The sequence below is a fragment of the Spirosoma terrae genome, assembly GCF_010435915.1.
Classification (GTDB): domain Bacteria; phylum Bacteroidota; class Bacteroidia; order Cytophagales; family Spirosomataceae; genus Spirosoma; species Spirosoma terrae.
Genome location: NZ_JAAFZH010000011.1, coordinates 120,427 through 139,032, shown reverse-complemented (window position 1 = coordinate 139,032; position 18,606 = coordinate 120,427). Strand labels below are relative to the sequence as shown.

Here is an 18,606-nt window from a genome sequence, read left to right as displayed (position 1 = left end):
AGCTGAATAATTTTCCTAAATCCAAAACCTCGATGTACAAAACAATTACATCCCCTCCAAGGATGCCGTCTCCACGACGGGCCTGGATTCCTCTGCTGGGCCTTACAGCCCTTACTTTAATTAGCCAGCCAGCCACGAGCGCCCCATCCTTGGTTGGACCTGTGGCCCAAAATCAGGTGCAGGAACGTACCGTTACGGGTAAAGTGTTATCAACCGACGACAATTCGCCACTACCCGGCGTCAACGTAACCGTAAAAGGCACATCACGCGGAACTACCACCGACGCCAATGGTACGTATCGAATTAGTATTCCAAACGAAAATGCGATACTCGTCTTTTCTTCCGTAGGTTTTATCTCCCAGGAAGTTGCGGTTGGCAATCGCTCAACGCTCGACGTAACGATACAAGCTGATAGCCGTGCTCTCAACGAAGTTGTTGTTGTAGGGTATGGTACCCAGAAAAAGAGTCAGACCACCGGGGCTATTTCGTCCGTTGGTGCCAAAGAAATTGGTGAACTTCCCGTAACCAACGCTCGTCAGGCACTTCAGGGCCGGGCCGCTGGGGTCGACGTAGTACAGAATAGCAGTAAGCCTGGTGCTGGCCCAGTTGTTCGTATTCGGGGCCGTCGTTCGATCAATGCCGGTAATGACCCCTTATACGTAGTAGATGGGATTCCGCTCGCTGGTAGTATCGATGATATTAACCCCAACGATATACAGTCGATGGAGGTATTGAAAGATGCGTCGGCAACGGCCATTTACGGTTCCCGGGGTTCTAATGGCGTTGTGCTTATCACGACTAAGCGGGGTAAGCCCGGTAAAACGGTCGTTAGTTACGACGGCTACTATGGTCTTTCGGATCGGCTTGGTCAAATCGACGTATTCAACGGGGCAGAATTTGCAGAATACAAACGGGAATCGCGCCGGGCTGTCAACGAATACACTACTGATGCTCAACTATTTGAACCCGTTGAGCTAGATGGTATAGCCAATAACAGAACTACTGATTACCAATCGTACTTACTACGTCAGGGAAACATCCAGAGTCATAATATTGGCATACAGGGAGGTAACGAGAAAACTCAGTTCGCAATTTCCGGCAACTATTTCAAAGACGTGGGTATTGTTAAGAATCAGGACTTTACCCGGTATACGTTCCGGATTAACCTTGATCATCAGATTACCAAGAGCGTTAAAGTTGGAATTTCGACGCTGGGTGTATATAGCCTTCGGAACGGCGAAAACTTCAATCCACTGGGAGGCTCCTATGCCGAAAATCCATTAGGCAAACCTTTTGACGATAATGGCAATCTCATTTTCCTGCCAACAGCCGATGGGCTACGTACCAACCCCATTGCCGAAATCACGCCAGGTGCTCAGGTTGATCTAACCAAGCGAATGCGTATTTTCAATAGTATTTATGGTGAATGGAGCATCATTGATGGGTTAAAATACCGCGTCAATTTCGGCCCAGACCTCAACAACCGGCGCATTGGCCGTTTTGTAGGTAGTCTGACCAACAGCCGCCGAATGGCCGATCCAACGGCTTTCTCATTCAATGAATATCAATTCAACTGGACGCTGGAAAACATCCTGACCTATACAAAAACCTTCAACAAGATTCATAACGTAAATTTTACAGCCCTGCACTCGGTTCAGAAGGATGATTACGAAACAAACCAGATTAGCGTAACAGGTGTGCCAGCTGAATCTCAGCTGTTCTATAATTTAGGACAAGCTTCACTGATCAACTCGGTGGGTAGTGATGTAAGACGGTGGGTGTTGAATTCGTACATGGGCCGTGTCAATTACGATTACAACGATAAATACCTGCTTACCTTAACGGCTCGTTATGATGGTTCATCCCGGTTCGGCGAAAACACCAAATATGGTTTCTTCCCATCGGTGGCCGTAGGCTGGAACATCTACAATGAGACATTTTTGAAATCTGTATCCTGGATTGACAACCTAAAGCTTCGGGCTAGCTATGGTACTATTGGTAGCACGGCTATCGATCCATACCAAACACAAGCGCAGTTAGGGCGGACAACGTATGCATTCGGCACTACTGGCGCCTTTGGCTATCGTCCATTCACCATTGGTAATCCAGATCTGAAATGGGAAACAACAACCTCAGCCAACGTTGGATTAGATTTTAGCTTCTTCAAAGGACGTTTATCGGGTACGCTGGAGTACTATCAGGCAGACACCCGCGATCTGCTTTTGTTTGATCAGCTCCCCGGAACCAGCGGATTTGATCGCGTACTTCGGAATGTCGGCAAAACACGTAACCAGGGTGTTGAAGTTACGCTGTCTACTGTTAACGTTGATGCTACGAGTGGATTCCGCTGGACAACTGACCTCCAATTTACCCGTAATCGGGAATCGATTCTGGAGCTATTTAACGGTAAAGTCGATGACGTGGGCAACTCCCGTTTTATTGGCCAGCCATTAACCGCTTATTATGATTATAAGAAAATAGGCATCTGGCAAACCAGTGAAATAGATGAAGCGAAAAGATATCAGAGTACACCGGGGCAGATTAAGATTCAGGATACCAATGGCGATGGTAAAATTGATGGCGTAGACCGGGTCATTCTTGGCTCGCAGGTGCCAAAGTTCAGTTTTGGTATTACTAACCGCTTTGAATACAAAGGCTTCGACCTCTCGTTCTTTGTGTTTGCTCGTATAGGTTATATGTTCCGCAGCCTTTTCCATCAGGACTTCCTGACACTGGCAGGTCGGTATAATAGTCTTGATGTTGATTACTGGACGCCTAATAACCCAACCAACGACTTCCCTCGGCCGAACAAAAATCAGGAGTTTCCTCCATTTCGTTCGACACTGCTTTACTTCGACGGTTCGTTCGTGAAAATCAGAAATATCAATTTCGGTTATAACGTACCATCGAAAATAACCGAAAAGCTACGTATTGGCTCATTACGTGTATTTGCCAGCATTCAGCAGCCTTTCATTTTCTCCGAATACCGGACCAAATACAAAGGGATCGACAGCGAAACCGATGGCGACGTAAACGCCGACCAGTCGCCTGCAGTACGTCAGACTACGTTTGGTATCAATCTTAAATTCTAATCAGGGAACTGATTTTTAAACATATTAAACGAATGAAAAAAAATAAACTGATCATTGCTCAAAAGGCAGGCTATATGCTGAGCCGGGCAACGCTCTTAACAGCGGCTATGCTTTTCAGTACAACCAGTTGTAAAGATTTACTGGAAGAAGTACCCATTTCGCAGGTAGGCAGTCAATACGCCAGCACAACCAATGGGTTTGAATCGGTTGTAAAAGCGGCTTACTCCTCCTTACGAGAGTATTATGGCCGTGAAGGTGCTATGACGCTCACTGTTTTCGGAACAGATACCTACACAATGGGAGCCGACGGGAGCTACAAGTACATGAACCAATACACATCGCAGGTAAACGCTCAGGTCGATATCATTCGTGATCTTTGGAATGCGCTTTACAAAGCCATTAATACGATAAATGTAGCACTGGATGCCTCCGGCAGTATTCCGGGCCTGGATGAGACAACAAAAAAGCGCCGTGTCGCCGAATTGAAGTTTCTGCGCGCCCACCACTACTTTATTCTGGTTCAGAACTTTGGCTCGGTATCGCTGCTAACAAAAGGGAATCTCCTTCCAGCGAAAGAATACAAGCGCGATCCAGTAAAGGATATTTACGCGCAAATTGTCAGCGACTTGGAATCGACCCTTGCCGACCTGCCCAATAGCTACCCGGCTGATAACTATGGCCGGGTAACCAAAGGAGCTGCCGAGCATTTGCTGGCCAAAGTATATCTGACGAAAGCCACCGATAAAGACGCAGCTGCTGCCGATGATTTTGCCAAAGCTGCTACTTACGCGCAGAATGTGATCAAGAACTATTCATACAGCCTATTGCCCGATTTTGCCAGCGTCTTTGCACAGGGCGCAGGCGAAATAAACAGCGAGGTGATCATGGCCACTCAATACACGTCGGAGCCGATTACGGACATTGGAAATGGCTTCAATTCGACTACGACCAACACCGTCACGATCAACGGTAACCAGACGCACCTTTACTTCGTAGTGGAGTACGAAGCGTATGCTGGTATGCAGCGTGACATTGCGAACGGTCGGCCTTTCAGACGGTTTATGCCAACCCCCTACATGCTGAATGTCGTTTTTGCGGAGAAAGACCGGGTTAATGACTCCCGCTATAAGAAGTCGTTTAAAGACACCTGGCTGTCGAACAACCCGAGCAAGACAACTCCTATCTTCGATAACTCGAAGACATCGCTGAAGTTCACGGCGGGCGACACAGCCATTTTCATACCAGGTTACGAAATGTCGCTGGCCGAACGGGCTAAACGACGCTACCAGGTACTGGTACCGAGCCAATATCGGCCCAATCTGTTTCCACAGCTGCAAAAATTTGTGGACCCTTTACGTCCTAATGCCGGTTACGAACCCGGTAGCCGCGATTTCATCATGTTCCGACTGGCTGAAACGTACCTGATTGCCGCTGAAGCATTAATTAAGCAAGGGAAAGCCGCTGATGCCGTCCCATTTATTAACGCTGTGCGTAGGCGAGCGGCCTGGCCAGGCAAACAGGCCGACATGGAAATTACGGCAGATCAGGCTACGATGGCTTTCATTATGGAAGAGCGTGAACGTGAACTGGCTGGAGAAATGAACCGTTGGTATGACTTAAAACGCTGGGGAAATCTGGTAGAACGTGTCAAAGCCTATAATCCAGATGGCGCGCCTAACATTAAGGATTATCATACACTCCGGCCAATTCCACAGGATCAATTGGATAGAACGGCTGGTGGTATGACTGCCTACCCCCAAAATCCAGGCTATTAATTTCGCTAGTTTATAAATGAGTAAAAGCGTGAAAATACAAGGTCATTTTCACGCTTTTACTCATTTACAGCAAGTAGAAGTCTTTTGATTTCCGCTTCTTTTACTAGAAAAACTATTCATTTCACCGTCAGTACCTTCGTTTTGTAACTACTGATTCTCCCTTTTTCACTCATGCAGGAGACTGTAAATAGACGCCAGTTTCTCACATCAGCCGGTTTATCGGCCCTGGCGCTCACCCTTGGCTCAAATCGATTGTTTGCACAAGCCGAACTGGCTAAACCAACTGGTCTTAAGATCGCTTATTCGGCTATTACGTGGGGAGGCAATGATGCGCAGGCAATAACCGATCTATCGGCTCTGGGATTCAAAGGTATTCAGCTACGGGCCAATACGTTTGGGCCTTACAAGGCTAAACCCTCCGAACTGAAAGCGATGCTCGATCAACATAAGCTTGCACTGGCTATGTTTTCGAGCGGCAATGTTGAGATTGATCCGGCCAAAGAGCAAAGCACGATCGATATGCACGTAGCACACGCCAGCTTTGTCAAAGCACTGGGTGGTTCTGCTTTCCAGATGACCAACAGCCTGCGTCCGAAAAATCGGCTTCCAACCACAGAAGAGCTGAAGCGACTGGCGGCTGTCATGAACGAAATTGGCAAACAAACCGCCGACCTTGGTGTACAGGCCACGTATCATAATCACATGCATCAACTTGGTGAAACTCCCGAAGAAGTCGATGTGATCGTACAGGCCATGAACCCAAAATACTGCAAACTCCTGCTCGACATTGCTCATTACAAACAAGGAGGAGGAGAGCCCGAAAAGGCCGTTAAGCAATACAAAGACATTATTCATGCGTTGCATCTGAAAGACACCATGTCGCCCCGTCCCGATAAACCGGAAGATCCAAAGGCCTATAAATTTGTTGAGCTGGGTCGTGGGAATGTGAACGTTCCTGCCGTTTTTAAAGCCCTGGAAGACATCAAATTCAAAGGATGGGGGATTATTGAATTAGACGGTGTGCCCGACAAAGACAAAACCCCCGCTCAATGTGCCAGTATCAATAAAGAGTACATCACGAAGACGCTAAACTTCCCTATTTAAATACCTGAATTTCAGCTATCATCCAATAAACCAGGTATTGTTCATTGATCATGAAACAATTTATTCTGACAGGTCTGCTTCTTGCTACGTTGGTAGCCGCTGAAAAGCCACAAACACCCAACACGCTCACCGACAAGGAGAAAAAAACAGGTTGGACGCTGCTTTTCGATGGTAAAACTACCAATGGCTGGCGGGGTGCTTATAAAGATAAATTCCCCGAAAAAGGCTGGACTGTTGCTGACGGCCTTCTGACCATCCAGCAGTCTGACGGTTCTGAATCGCAGAGTTTTGGCGACATTGTTACCACGGGCGAATACGGCGATTTCGACCTGATGTTCGATTTTAAACTGACCGAGGGCGCTAACAGTGGCGTAAAGTACTTTGTTGTGGAGCAGTCACCGAAACCCAAAGGATCGGCATTCGGGCTCGAATTTCAGGTCCTTGATGATGATAAACACCCCGATGCCAAAATGGGACGTGATGGTAACCGCACGGTGGGTTCGTTATACGATCTGATTCCGGCTAGCAGTAAAAAAGCCAACCCAATTGGTGAATGGAACACAGGCCGGATTGTCTCGAAAGGCCATCACGTTGAACACTGGCTCAATGGTAAGAAAGTCGTTGATTACGAACGAGGTAGCGAAAAATTCCGTGAACTGGTGGCAATGAGCAAATACAAAGCACCAGACTACAATGCGCATGGCCGATTCGGCGAAGCCCCAAAAGGACACATTTTATTGCAGGATCATGGCAACAAAGTGTCTTACCGAAACATTAAAATCAAAACTCTTTAAAAAGCCCTAACTCGATAAGCATTAGACTTTAGATTGTATTGCCTTTACCCAAAGTCTAACATCTGTCCCTTAACTTCCTGAATTACATGGAAAACCGTCGTGATTTTATAAAAAAATCTGCCTTAGCTGGACTTGGCATGAGTTTCTCAGCAAGCAGCTACGCTCGTATCCTGGGTTCGAACGAGCGCGTTCGGGTTGGTATTATCGGTTTCTCGGACCGTTTCCGGCAATCACTGGCTCCCGCCTTTTCCGAACATGCTAAGGCCCAAAATTTTGCCTTTGTGGGCGTATCCGACATCTGGAACCGCCGTCGTGATGAAGCCGAGCAGTATTTAAAAGGCAAAAACCTGATCGACAATACATTCTTTAAGGCACGTAATAACGACGAATTGCTGGACCGAAAAGATGTTGATGCCGTGATTATCAGCACAGCCGATTTCCAGCACGCCCTACACTGCGTGGCCGCTGTGGAATCGGGTCGGGACGCTTACGTAGAAAAACCATTTGCCGAATCGCTGGAGGATGCTCGCAAAGCCCTCAAAGCCGTTGAAAGTACCAAGAAAATTGTCCAGGTCGGCTCCCAGCGACGTAGTGCTCCTAACTATCACTCAGCCCACGAGTTCATCAAATCCGGTAAATTCGGTGATATTACCATGGTTGAAATGACCTGGAATGTAAACCAGCCAGGTCGCTGGCGCCGGGCAAAACTGGTGTCTGAAATAAAGAAAGAAGACACCGACTGGAACCGTTATCTGCTGAACCGTCCTAAAGTAGAATGGGACCCGCGCAAATACCTGGAATTCCGCTTATTCTATCCGTTCTCATCGGGGATTCCTGGGCAATGGATGTCACACCAGATCGATACAGTTCACTGGTTTACAGGACTGGATCATCCTCGTTCGGTAGTCTCCAACGGTGGTATTTATTCCTGGAAAGATGGCCGTACTAATGCCGATACGTTTACTGCCGTATTTGACTACGGTCCTGATAACGACAAAGCGAAAGGATTTCAAGTATTGTATTCATCGCGGATGAATAACGAAGCGGGTGGCGTAAAGGAATACTATTATTCCAATGGTGGTATGATCAACCTCGATACGAATACCATTTCGCCCGAAGGTGGTCTGGAAGCAAAATACGCCAAAGACATGGGTATGCAGGCCAATTTACTACCCAAAATGTCGTTAGGCGACCCAGCTAAAGTAGAAACATCAGCCAATACGGGTGGCGATCCAATGACCTCATTGCACATGCTGAACTGGATGCAGTGCGTACGGAGCCGGAAAGAGCCCAACGCTCCGGCCCGCGCTGGCTTCAACCATTCGGTAGCCAACATTATGGCAACTATGGCACTACACACTGGCAAACGCGTTACCTGGGATTCAACCAAACAGGACGTAGTGGTTAGCTAATACACTACGTATAAAGTAGGATGTAGGATATATGGCGTATTTCGTTTTACTATCTGCCTCATATATCCTGCATTCAACCTTATACTTTCTTCATTAATCCTGCGCCGATCTGGCAGCTCAGGCATTTCTTCTGCGAGCAGAATTCATTATATAATTCTATAGCGGCCTGCGAATCAAAGGCCGTTCGCATGCTTAAACCCAGTTCTTCCCAACCGTCGGTCAGACGGTTTTTTTCTGCCGGTAACTGTTCCAGCAACGTAATAGCCCGATCCAGAAAAGCAGGCTGACCGCGATGATGCGCATAGGCGGCCAACAATGGAACAACGGTGTTAATAACAATGGTTGCCGCCGAGTTATCCCCTAGCCTGGGAACCGTTTTATTCGTTGATTTACTAAATCGATAATGCGAACACCAGTAGTCTGACGGTACTTGCTGAAGTGCTCTGAGTAGGACCTGTACGTTCGTATTACCCACAAACAGCGAAAACAAACTGGCATGATACGTTACCAGCCGTGCCAATTGGGCCAGACGTAACGTCGGGAAATTGGCGGGACGTAGTTTACCCCATTTCCAGATAGGTGCAGCCAGTTGTTTTTCGGCCAGATTATATTTGGCAGATAAAAACCGATACTCCCGTCGCAGCACCGTTACGTAGTCGTCAACCTCTTCTACGTCATCGAGCATACCAGCCGTTCCGAATAGCATGGCTTCGGCCTGAAACAACGTATCGCGGTGCTTTAACAGTGCTTTTAATGGCACTGCCCGACTCAGCTGCTCCATTGGGTCAGCGTTGATCTTAAAACCCATATTGATGGCTAATAGCCGATAAGCCGTTTCTTCCCAGTCGTTATTCGTTTGTTCTGCGATTTGCCGAACCACTAACGCTTTACGTTCCAGACGTTGCATCATTGCCTTATCGAGCATCGACGTTAAACGTAGCGGCTGAACGGTCCGAAATAAACCGGCACACGGAATAACTTCCATTGATTCCGCCAGCGTATTGTAACGTCCAACTACTGCCGGGTCAGTTATAGGTGCCAGTTCGAGGGTTGGCATCGACGTACCATTGGCGCGGCAGACCCGCATCGTTGTTGAAGGCTGATCGTCCTGCCAGACAACATGCAGAATAACATTGTCGTAAGCCCGATCATATTGATGTCGATGAACCAGCCAATCCGACGTACGGATATGCATTTCTACGGTTCCAACCCATTCAACATCATTTATGAGTAAGCGAGCGTTGAAGAAGTCAGGTCCGGCATCCAGATTTCGAAAGCCAGGATGGATCACCTGAATCCGCTCCCCCTCCGTGGTTAACAGATCCTTGACTGCTGTATATTGATATTGCCAGACAAAATAAAGGAATGCTTCAGGCACAACAAAAACGTATGAAGATTGACGTTATGGATCGATTGGATTGAGCGCACGAGGACTCCCAATATATAAACATTTTCCATTAACTAATATACATACCAATAAACCGGCCTGAGCTATTTTTACTAAATTTCCATCACGTATTTTATGTCTGCATTTTCTCAGCAAGTCGTCTGGATTACTGGAGCCTCATCGGGCATTGGCGAAGCTCTGGCCATCCAACTGGGTAAAGAGGGAGCTAAACTGATTTTATCGGCTCGCCGTCGTGACGAACTGGAACGGGTAGCTTCTCAAACCACCCTTCCTGCTTCCAGTGTATTAGTCTTACCACTGGATATAACCGATACCGATAGTCTGCCGGCACACGTAGCAACTGTGCAGCAACACTTTGGCCGAATCGACTACATTTTTCAGAATGCGGGCATTACGCAACGTAGCACTGTCCTCGATACCGATTTTTCGGTCTACAAACGGTTGATGGATATTAATTTCTTTGGTGTAGTAGCGCTAACAAAAGCCGTTCTGCCCATTATGCTGCGGCAACGTAGCGGCCATTTTGTTGTGACGAGCAGCGTAGCGGGCAAATTAGGAACCAAGCAACGATCGGGCTACTGCGCCAGTAAACATGCGCTGCATGGCTTTTTTGACTCTCTCCGGGCCGAAATTTACGAGGAAGGTCTGGGAGTGACTATTGTTTGTCCTGGTTATATCAAAACGCCAATTTCGCTACACGCCCTAAGTGGTGATGGTCAGCAACATGGCAAAATGGATGACAACCAGGAGCAAGGTATGGCCGTCGACGGCTTTGCCGCAACGCTCTTAAAGGCCGTTGCCAGAAAAAAAGAGGAAGTATATATAGGCGGAACTGAAATCTACGGTATCTACCTGAAACGCTTCTTTCCTAAACTTCTATCCCGGATCGTTCGCAAACGCGAAGGCACTTAATCAGCAAAGCCACCGCGTAGATGTAAAATCTGCGATGGCTTTGCTGAATCGTTTAACTGAGTTTATTTGCCGGTGATGGCAATCGTTTTATGACCTTTTCCTTTGCCAGTCGTTGCCTGTTCCATATAATCGACCGTTAGATGACAAAGCGACTTCATACCCAACACGAAGCAGCTTTCATCGATCTGAAAATCGGGGGTATGGTGTGGAGCAACCTCGCTTACCTTTTTACCCTTTGTCATTCCACCCAGGAAATAGAAAAATCCCGGTACTTTTTGCTGGTAGAATGAGAAATCTTCGGCGCCGGTTTGAGCGGGTGTGAGCTTAATATTATCCTTACCAGCCAATGCCTCCAGCGTAGGCACCATCTGGTCAGTCAGGTCAGGATCATTGTAGGTTGCCGGATATAACACATCAATATTAACTTCTGCCTTAGCGCCAGCACTCTCTGCAATGTTGGTGGCAATTTCGGTAATACGCCGATGGATCGTTTTCTGCATATCGGTATCCAGCGAACGTATTGTCCCAATCATACTCACTTCTTCCGGGATAATATTCTGTCGAATACCGCCGTGAATAGCCCCTACCGTTACAACGGCTGCATTTTCGGTAAGCGGTAGGTTCCGGCTAACAATGGTTTGCAGCCCCATAACCACCTGCGCCGACGTAACAATTGGGTCAACACCCGACCAGGGCGAGGCTCCGTGGGTTTGCTTACCCTTAATTTTTATAGCATACGAATCAACCGCTGCCATGGTTGCCCCCGGGCGGTATTTGATTGTACCTACTTCTGTTTGAGAATTAATATGCAGCCCGAAAATGGCATCTACTTTAGGGCTTTCCAGAACTCCTTCTTTGATCATCAGATAAGCCCCTCCTTCCTCTCCAGTTGGTGCTCCTTCTTCAGCAGGCTGAAATATGAATTTGACAGTACCCTTGAGATCATTTTTTACCGATGCCAGCACTTCAGCGGCACCCATCAACATGGCTACGTGCGTATCGTGGCCACAGGCATGCATAATACCCGTTTGTTGACCGTTATATTCGGTACGAGCTTCTGATTTAAATGGTAAATCGACCCGTTCTGTTACGGGTAAACCATCCATATCGGCCCGAAGCGCAACAACAGGACCAGGTTTACCTCCTTTCAATACGCCCACTACACCCGTTTTGCCAACACCCGTTTTCACCTCCATGCCCAGTGCCTGCAAATGAGCTGCAATCTTGGCAGCCGTTTGAAACTCACGATTCCCTAATTCCGGATGCTGATGAAAATCGCGTCGCCAGGTAATCACTTTCTTTTCAAGGCTTTCGGCTGTTTTGTCCATTCGAGTGTTTAGCGCTAACGCCTGCCCGAAAGTTAATTGGGTTGCAAAACTCGTCGCAACGAGTGAAGCAAGGACTAATTGATAGTTTTTCATTAAATAATATAATTTCCAGAGAAAACCATTATCTATTCAGCAATATACCGATAAAACCATACAAAATACCGAAAAACGCCATTTAAAACTTATTTTATAGATATAAATCCTTAACATACAAAATACAAATACACATAAAAACTCACAAAGGCAGATCATAAAGGCATCTATTTCCTGCTTTTGTCCTGATCAGATTTCTGCTTCAACTCCTATATATCAAAAATGCCCGCCTGCACACTTGCAGACGAGCATTAGTCACTCAGGAGAAGTAATTACCCGATTACTTGATAAACCGAATAGATATTGGATAACGATAATATTCGCCGTTGTTAGCTTTAATGGCGGCTATAATTGTAAATACCAGCCACACAGCACCAACAATCCAGAGCAGAAAGATGCCAATTAAAAGAATCATCAGAACAAACGAAATTCCGGCCGCAATGGCGATTGTAATGTTAAAATTGACAGCTTCTTTGCCATGAAAATCAATGAAAGCCGACTTCTCTTTTTGAATCTGCCACACGAGAATTGGGCCCACAAGGCTCCCAATTAGTGTAAACATACCGGTTAATGCACTCAAGTGGGTAATCATGGCCCACATACGCGCATCTGAATCGCTGAAGGGTACGGGTGATGATGGTGGTATTGGTGGTTGATTTTCCATATTGTCAAAGAGTTTTTGTACAAAACACGCTTAGTAAGTTAGTATAAAAATTTGATTGACACTACGTTATACTAACTAACAAGCTGTCGTCCCCCCAACCAACCGAGTCTATGGATTCATTATTGACATTGATTGATAGGATTCATCCCGTGTCGGACTCACTAAAAAACAGTCTGATGCAAATGCTTCGACGCGATACGTTTCCGCGTAAACACTGGCTGCTTCAGCCGGGTCAAACGTCGGACCGACTGTATTTCATCGAACAGGGCGTAGTAAGGGGCTACTACCTGAAAGCAGGTTCACCACAAGGCGATGGCCGGGAAGTTACGTCCTGGTTTATGCGCGAGGGCGATTTTATTATGTCCATCATCAGCTTTTATACCCGCCAACCCGCTCATGAATACGTTGAACTACTGGAAGAATCAACCGTCTACTCCATCACTTACGACCAACTACAGCACCTCTATCAACACTTTCCAGAATTTAATATAATCGGGCGAGTTCTCACGGAGCGGTACTACGTATTGAGTGAGCTTCGCACTCAAAATTTACGTATGCAAACGGCCAACGAACGCTATCAGCAACTTCTCCACGATTTTCCGGCCATTTTTCAGCGGGTACCTCTAAAATACATAGCCTCTCATCTGGGCATTTCGCCCGAAACATTGAGTCGGCTTCGTGGCCAATACCGAAATTGATATTTGTCAATGGTTGATACGTAGCAACAGTATTGCTTTGGGTCATTATTTATCTAGCCCTACAAACCTATGCTACCTATTATTTTTGCCGTCTTTGCCTGTTGTTTTATCCTCGAACGGATTATTCCAGGCTGGAAATTACCGACTGTTCCTACCTGGACGATCCGCGTACTGGCGATCAATTTTATTCAGCTGATTGTTGTGGTCATGGCCGGATTTACCTGGGAGAAGTGGCTGTCAGCCTATTCCGTCTTTCGCTTGTCTGATCATGTAGGCAACCTAGGTGGTGGCATCATTGCCTACGTCATAGCCACCTTTATTTTCTACTGGTGGCATCGCTGGCGGCACACTGTCGACTTTCTGTGGACCCATTTTCACCAGATTCACCATAGCCCACAACGCCTGGAAGTCATTACGTCTTTTTATAAGCACCCCCTCGAAATGACTGTCAATTCCGTTATCGGCAGTCTGCTGGTTTATACAGTATTGGGATTGAACCCGGAAGCAGGGGCCATCTATACACTCTGCACAGCCTTGGGTGAGTTCTTTTATCACACCAACGTAAAAACACCGCAGTGGATCGGCTATATTTTCCAACGCCCCGAAATGCACCGAATCCATCACGAATATGAGAAACATAGCCATAACTACGGCGATATTGTCTGGTGGGATATGCTGTTCGGTACGTATCGAAACCCGAAAGAGTTTCGTTCGACCTGTGGCTTCGATCAGGAGAAAGAACTGCGGCTGGGCGATATGCTACGTTTTCGGGATGTTCACCGGGAATAAAAAATCGGGCCGATTCACTGCGTAGTGAATCGGCCCGATACGTATCTGCACGCAATTATACTAGCTCCACAACACAGTCGTCCTGCTCTACTACGGTGCCTTCTTTCAGAACAATTTTGGCAATTTTACCCGCTTTTGACGCAGCAACGATGCTTTCCATTTTCATCGCTTCGATCACAAAGAGTGGCTGGTTCTTTTTCACTTCATCGCCTTCTTTCACCAGGATTCGCGTCAGACGGCCCTGTAGCGGAGCGCCTACATCGCTATCCTTGCTGATTTTAGCGTTGATTGCTTTTTCGACCTTCGATGACTTATCGCGCACCTGAACCTGACGGCTCTGGCCGTTCAGTTCGAACGTAATGGTTCGCATACCGAATTCATCGGGTTCTGATTTGAACAACAATCGAACCAGGATATTTTTCCCTTCTTCAATGTTGATCAGAATCTCCTCGTTCTCTTTGAGGCCGTAGAAGAAAGCAGGGGTTGGAATAATGCTCACATCGCCATATTGCTCATTGGCTTTGTAGTATTCTTCGTACACCTTCGGATACATCTGATACGACAGATAATCCTCAAAACCATCATTAAGCGGATATTTCTTCCGGAATGCCTCAAAATCAGCGTTGAAATCAATAGGCTTCAGATGCTCATTCGGACGTCCCGTAATGGGCTCCTCTCCTTTAAGAACAACCTTTTGCACTTCTTCGGGAAATCCACCGACCGGCTGCCCAAGAATTCCTTTCATCAGCTCTTTTACCGACTCAGGGAACGATAGCGATTCGCCCCGTTTCAGTACGTCATCGGCGGTCAGGTTATTGGCTGTCATGAAAATAGCCATGTCCCCTACTACTTTCGACGAAGGTGTCACTTTCACGATATCGCCAAACAGTTGGTTCGCCACCGAATAGTTCTTCTTCAACGTCTCGAACTTATCGCCCAAACCAGTGGCAATAGCCTGCGGTTTCAGGTTTGAATACTGCCCGCCTGGAATTTCGTTGTCGTACACCTCAGCGCTACCGGCTTTCATGCCCGACTCGAACGGATAGTAATACTCCCGAACGTCTTCCCAATAGTTCGAATACGCATTCAGGGAAGACAGGTTCATGGGGCACTCACGCTCATGACCCTGCATCATCGCCACCACCGAGTTGAAGTTCGGCTGCGATGTCAGCCCCGACAAAGCGCCCAACGCGCAGTCGACAATATCGACACCTGCATCAATGGCCTTCAGATACGTAGCAGCCTGAATACCAGCCGTATCGTGCGTATGTAAGTGAACCGGGATGTTAACTGCCTGCTTCAGCTCTTTTACCAGCACTTCAGCAGCCAGTGGCTTCAGTAATCCGGCCATATCTTTAATAGCCAGCATATGGGCGCCCTCATCTTCCAGCTGACGAGCCAGGTCCAGATAATACTGGAGGTTATATTTTTTGTGCTTCGCTGGATCGAGCATATCGCCCGTGTAGCAAATAGCCGCTTCACAAATAGCATCGGTCCGTTCGCGAACCGCTTTGATGCTCACTTTCATGGCTTCGACCCAGTTCAGCGAGTCGAAAATCCGGAATATATCGATCCCGTTTTCCCAGGACTTTTCGACAAACTTCTCGATCAAATTATCGGGATAAGCCGAATAGCCCACGGCGTTCGAGCCACGGAACAGCATTTGTAACAGCATATTCGGCATTGCTTCCCGTAAAGCGGCCAGTCGTTTCCAGGGACTTTCGTAGAGGAAACGCATCGCTACGTCGAACGTAGCACCACCCCACACTTCCATCGAGAAAAGCTCCGGATGATTTTTCGCAAAACCCTCAGCCACTTTCTGCAAATCCTGCGTCCGAACGCGCGTAGCCAACAACGACTGGTGACCATCGCGGAACGTAGTGTCGGTATAGAGAACGCATTTTTGGTCCATTACCCACTTCGAGAAATTCTCGCGACCCATCTCTTTCATGCGGTCGCGATTCCCTTTCGGATAGGGCGCATACGTATCGAACGCCGGTACGATTGGCGTTCTGAAAATCTTCGAATCGTCTTTTTTCTTAACCTCTGGATTACCGTTTACGATTACATCGGCCAGGTAATGCAACACCCGCGTTGAGCGGTCCTGTGGTTTTTTGAGGTTAAACAGCTCAGGGTGACTTTCAATGAACGATACGCGTGCTTCTCCCCGCTGAAAAATAGGGTGACTGATTACGTTGAGCAGGAAGCCAATGTTCGTTTTTACCCCCCGAATACGGAATTCCAGCAGCGCCCGCGTTAGCCGTTGACTGGCTCCTTTCAGCGTCCGTCCCCGCGCCGACACCTTCACGATCATCGAGTCGAAGTAGGGCGATATTTTCATACCAGCGTAGCTACTTCCTTCGTCGAGTCGAATACCAAAACCGGCTGCATTGCGATACGCAATGATGGTTCCGAAGTCGGGTTTAAAGCCATTGGTTGGGTCTTCGGTCGTGATCCGGCACTGGATGGCATAGCCGTTCAGCGGTACCTCATCCTGATGATGGATATAGATTCCATTGTCTGAGAGTTTATAACCCATTGCAATCAGAATCTGCGTCCGAACAATGTCGATACCCGTCACCTCCTCAGTGATGGTATGCTCTACCTGAATCCGGGGATTTACTTCGATGAAGTAAATATTCTCATTTTTATCGACCAGGAATTCCACTGTTCCGGCGTTCGAATATTCGACCGCCCGCCCCAGTTGCAACGCATACTCATACAGCTTCTGTTTGGTTTCCTGACGTAATCCAAACGAGGGAGCCACTTCAACCACTTTCTGGAAACGCCGTTGCACGGAGCAGTCGCGCTCGTAAAGGTGGACGATATTACCGTGCTGATCGCCAAGCAACTGAACTTCAATGTGCTTCGGTTCCTCAATGAATTTTTCCAGGAAAATCGTATCGTCGCCAAACGCGTTACGGGCTTCATTTTTCGCTTCCGTAAACGCTTTCTCAAATTCTTCAGCCTGACGAACTACCCGCATGCCCCGGCCACCGCCACCGGCGGCTGCTTTCACCATAACCGGGAATCCGATACGTTCGGCTTCCGAGAGAGCGAATTCGGGCGACATATTTTCCTCCCGCGAGTCAGGAATAAGCGGAACGCCTGCCTTCGTTGCCAGATTCTTGGCCCGAACCTTATCGCCCAATGCGTCCATCGCTTCGGGCGATGGCCCAACAAAGATGATACCCTCCTCACGGCATCGTCTGGCGAGATTCACATTCTCGGATAGGAATCCGTACCCTGGATGGATGGCATCTACCTGATGCCTTTTGGCCAGCAAAATGATGCCTTCTACATCCAGGTAGGGTTTTAATGGATCTTCATCACGGCCTATCTGGTAGGCCTCATCGGCCTTGTAGCGATGGAGTGAGTAGCGATCTTCATAGGTGTAAACGGCTATAGTCGTAATGCCAAGCTCCGTAGCAGCCCGCATAATACGGATCGCAATTTCGCCACGGTTGGCAACTAATAGACGTTTGATAGGACGAATGTATTCCTTCATAATTCTCAACAAAAGCAGCTTGGGACTATGAGATTGTCGAATGACAAAGCAAGATTGTTGAAAATTTCGAAAAACCAGCCGATAACAGCATGATCATTGTATAAGACAGATTTTTCCCGGAATATTACAGAGATAACTAACAAAAAAGAAAGATCTGCTGAATCTGTGACCAAACCCTATCGTACCGCCTTCCAGCATAGCCCGATAGTCGAAAACAACTTCATGCCTCTTTTCTGGCAATCCAGTATAGAACCAGCGTGGCACCGATTATACCAACCAGATCGGCAATAGAAACCACAATCTGAATCCAGTTAAAATCAATTGGTAGCAGTGTCAACCAATACCCCACCTGGTATATACCCAGAACGGTTACTATACTCGATGCCATCAGTCGATAAGCCCATTGTGCTTCGCTGGTGGCACTACCTACGATGTGCGTCCAGCCTCTACGTAGTGATGTTCCGACAACAACATAGCCAATTAAAGATAGCACTCCCCAGATGAGTTTCGGCCCCGTCTGAATTTCATGATCAAAGCCAAGTTGCTGTACTCCGATATAGCTGGCCAGAATCATAAAAACACTGGCCAGTAACATAATCGTCAGTGGTTTTCTGGTTTCTTTGACTGCCCTATTTGTTACAAAGGTCGTCTGCAATAGCAACAAAGGAACCGTTACGGCCCAGCCCATATAGCGAAACGACGACAGTAGATTATACGACTCCCGAATCAACACCTGCCGATTACCTGCGTCGGTCAACGTAGTTAGCTCAGCCAACACATCTTGATAGGCACTCTGTATAAGGAAATAGGAAAAACCCATCACGGCCGACATCATAGCGGAAATAACATAGGAAATCCTATATTCAGAACGAACCGTCGATCGAGTCATCGACGTAAACAGAAAAGTAGCCAGGAAAGCATACATCGCCACGACCAGCATAAAGTACGTGACCATTGGCAACAACCCTACAACACCTGCTGAGGGAAGAAACGTATCGGATAGCTTCATAAAAAAAGTACTGTCGACTG

13 protein-coding genes are annotated in these 18,606 nt (G+C 47.4%); 8 read left to right on the top strand and 5 right to left on the bottom strand.

Going from position 1 to position 18,606, the window contains the following annotated elements; genetic code table 11:
- The first annotated feature begins 62 nt into the window (after window positions 1-62).
- The 5 genes from GK108_RS21400 (at window position 63) to GK108_RS21380 (ending at window position 8,177) form a co-directional block, all read left to right on the top strand.
- A complete protein-coding gene (locus GK108_RS21400; RefSeq protein WP_163952922.1) occupies window positions 63-3,092 on the top strand; it encodes a SusC/RagA family TonB-linked outer membrane protein in 3,030 nt (1,009 codons plus the stop codon).
- A gap of 32 nt (window positions 3,093-3,124) precedes the next feature.
- Window positions 3,125-4,867 (top strand): RagB/SusD family nutrient uptake outer membrane protein, encoded by a 1,743-nt coding sequence (locus GK108_RS21395; RefSeq protein WP_246225054.1) that lies wholly within the window; start codon window positions 3,125-3,127, stop codon window positions 4,865-4,867.
- A gap of 171 nt (window positions 4,868-5,038) precedes the next feature.
- Entirely contained in the window at window positions 5,039-5,971 is a 933-nt protein-coding gene (locus GK108_RS21390) for a sugar phosphate isomerase/epimerase family protein (RefSeq protein WP_163952920.1), read from the top strand.
- Window positions 5,972-6,021: 50 nt separating this feature from the next.
- Window positions 6,022-6,765 (top strand): 3-keto-disaccharide hydrolase, encoded by a 744-nt coding sequence (locus GK108_RS21385; protein ID WP_163952918.1) that lies wholly within the window; start codon window positions 6,022-6,024, stop codon window positions 6,763-6,765.
- Window positions 6,766-6,851: 86 nt separating this feature from the next.
- Window positions 6,852-8,177 carry a Gfo/Idh/MocA family protein gene (locus tag GK108_RS21380; protein ID WP_163952916.1) on the top strand — a complete coding sequence of 442 codons (1,326 nt, stop codon included), beginning with the start codon at window positions 6,852-6,854 and terminating at the stop codon, window positions 8,175-8,177.
- A 79-nt stretch (window positions 8,178-8,256) separates the two neighbouring features.
- Here the strand turns inward: GK108_RS21380 and GK108_RS21375 are convergent, their stop codons facing one another.
- The gene (locus GK108_RS21375; RefSeq protein ID WP_163952914.1) at window positions 8,257-9,555 is read right to left on the bottom strand and encodes a DUF2851 family protein; all 1,299 of its coding nucleotides are present in this window, start codon (window positions 9,553-9,555) and stop codon (window positions 8,257-8,259) included.
- Between the two features lie 144 nt (window positions 9,556-9,699).
- Between GK108_RS21375 and GK108_RS21370 the strand changes: the two genes are divergently transcribed.
- A complete protein-coding gene (locus GK108_RS21370) occupies window positions 9,700-10,497 on the top strand; it encodes an SDR family oxidoreductase (RefSeq protein ID WP_163952912.1) in 798 nt (265 codons plus the stop codon).
- A 62-nt stretch (window positions 10,498-10,559) separates the two neighbouring features.
- Here the strand turns inward: GK108_RS21370 and GK108_RS21365 are convergent, their stop codons facing one another.
- Window positions 10,560-11,918 carry an amidohydrolase gene (locus GK108_RS21365; protein ID WP_163952910.1) on the bottom strand — a complete coding sequence of 453 codons (1,359 nt, stop codon included), beginning with the start codon at window positions 11,916-11,918 and terminating at the stop codon, window positions 10,560-10,562.
- A gap of 280 nt (window positions 11,919-12,198) precedes the next feature.
- Window positions 12,199-12,582 carry a DUF4870 domain-containing protein gene (locus tag GK108_RS21360; RefSeq protein WP_163952908.1) on the bottom strand — a complete coding sequence of 128 codons (384 nt, stop codon included), beginning with the start codon at window positions 12,580-12,582 and terminating at the stop codon, window positions 12,199-12,201.
- Between the two features lie 110 nt (window positions 12,583-12,692).
- Between GK108_RS21360 and GK108_RS21355 the strand changes: the two genes are divergently transcribed.
- The gene (locus tag GK108_RS21355; RefSeq protein WP_163952906.1) at window positions 12,693-13,280 is read left to right on the top strand and encodes a Crp/Fnr family transcriptional regulator; all 588 of its coding nucleotides are present in this window, start codon (window positions 12,693-12,695) and stop codon (window positions 13,278-13,280) included.
- Window positions 13,281-13,349: 69 nt separating this feature from the next.
- Complete coding sequence (locus GK108_RS21350; RefSeq protein ID WP_163952904.1) at window positions 13,350-14,069, top strand: sterol desaturase family protein; 720 nt, start codon at window positions 13,350-13,352, stop codon at window positions 14,067-14,069.
- A 55-nt stretch (window positions 14,070-14,124) separates the two neighbouring features.
- Here the strand turns inward: GK108_RS21350 and GK108_RS21345 are convergent, their stop codons facing one another.
- Both GK108_RS21345 and GK108_RS21340 read right to left on the bottom strand, forming a co-directional pair.
- Window positions 14,125-17,577 (bottom strand): pyruvate carboxylase, encoded by a 3,453-nt coding sequence (locus tag GK108_RS21345; RefSeq protein ID WP_163952902.1) that lies wholly within the window; start codon window positions 17,575-17,577, stop codon window positions 14,125-14,127.
- A 220-nt stretch (window positions 17,578-17,797) separates the two neighbouring features.
- On the bottom strand, window positions 17,798-18,586 hold the full coding sequence (locus GK108_RS21340) for a bacteriorhodopsin (RefSeq protein WP_163952900.1): 789 nt from the start codon (window positions 18,584-18,586) through the stop codon (window positions 17,798-17,800).
- Window positions 18,587-18,606 lie beyond the last annotated feature (20 nt).

Excerpts from the sequence above, each read along its gene's own strand:
- GK108_RS21400 (WP_163952922.1), top strand. The coding sequence starts at position 63 with ATGCCGTCTCCACGACGGGCCTGGATTCCTCTGCTGGGCCTTACAGCC.
- GK108_RS21395 (WP_246225054.1), top strand. The coding sequence starts at position 3,125 with ATGAAAAAAAATAAACTGATCATTGCTCAAAAGGCAGGCTATATGCTG.
- GK108_RS21390 (WP_163952920.1), top strand. The coding sequence starts at position 5,039 with ATGCAGGAGACTGTAAATAGACGCCAGTTTCTCACATCAGCCGGTTTA.
- GK108_RS21385 (WP_163952918.1), top strand. The coding sequence starts at position 6,022 with ATGAAACAATTTATTCTGACAGGTCTGCTTCTTGCTACGTTGGTAGCC.
- GK108_RS21380 (WP_163952916.1), top strand. The coding sequence starts at position 6,852 with ATGGAAAACCGTCGTGATTTTATAAAAAAATCTGCCTTAGCTGGACTT.
- GK108_RS21370 (WP_163952912.1), top strand. The coding sequence starts at position 9,700 with ATGTCTGCATTTTCTCAGCAAGTCGTCTGGATTACTGGAGCCTCATCG.
- GK108_RS21365 (WP_163952910.1), bottom strand. The coding sequence starts at position 11,918 with ATGAAAAACTATCAATTAGTCCTTGCTTCACTCGTTGCGACGAGTTTT.
- GK108_RS21360 (WP_163952908.1), bottom strand. The coding sequence starts at position 12,582 with ATGGAAAATCAACCACCAATACCACCATCATCACCCGTACCCTTCAGC.
- GK108_RS21355 (WP_163952906.1), top strand. The coding sequence starts at position 12,693 with ATGGATTCATTATTGACATTGATTGATAGGATTCATCCCGTGTCGGAC.
- GK108_RS21350 (WP_163952904.1), top strand. The coding sequence starts at position 13,350 with ATGCTACCTATTATTTTTGCCGTCTTTGCCTGTTGTTTTATCCTCGAA.
- GK108_RS21345 (WP_163952902.1), bottom strand. The coding sequence starts at position 17,577 with ATGAAGGAATACATTCGTCCTATCAAACGTCTATTAGTTGCCAACCGT.
- GK108_RS21340 (WP_163952900.1), bottom strand. The coding sequence starts at position 18,586 with ATGAAGCTATCCGATACGTTTCTTCCCTCAGCAGGTGTTGTAGGGTTG.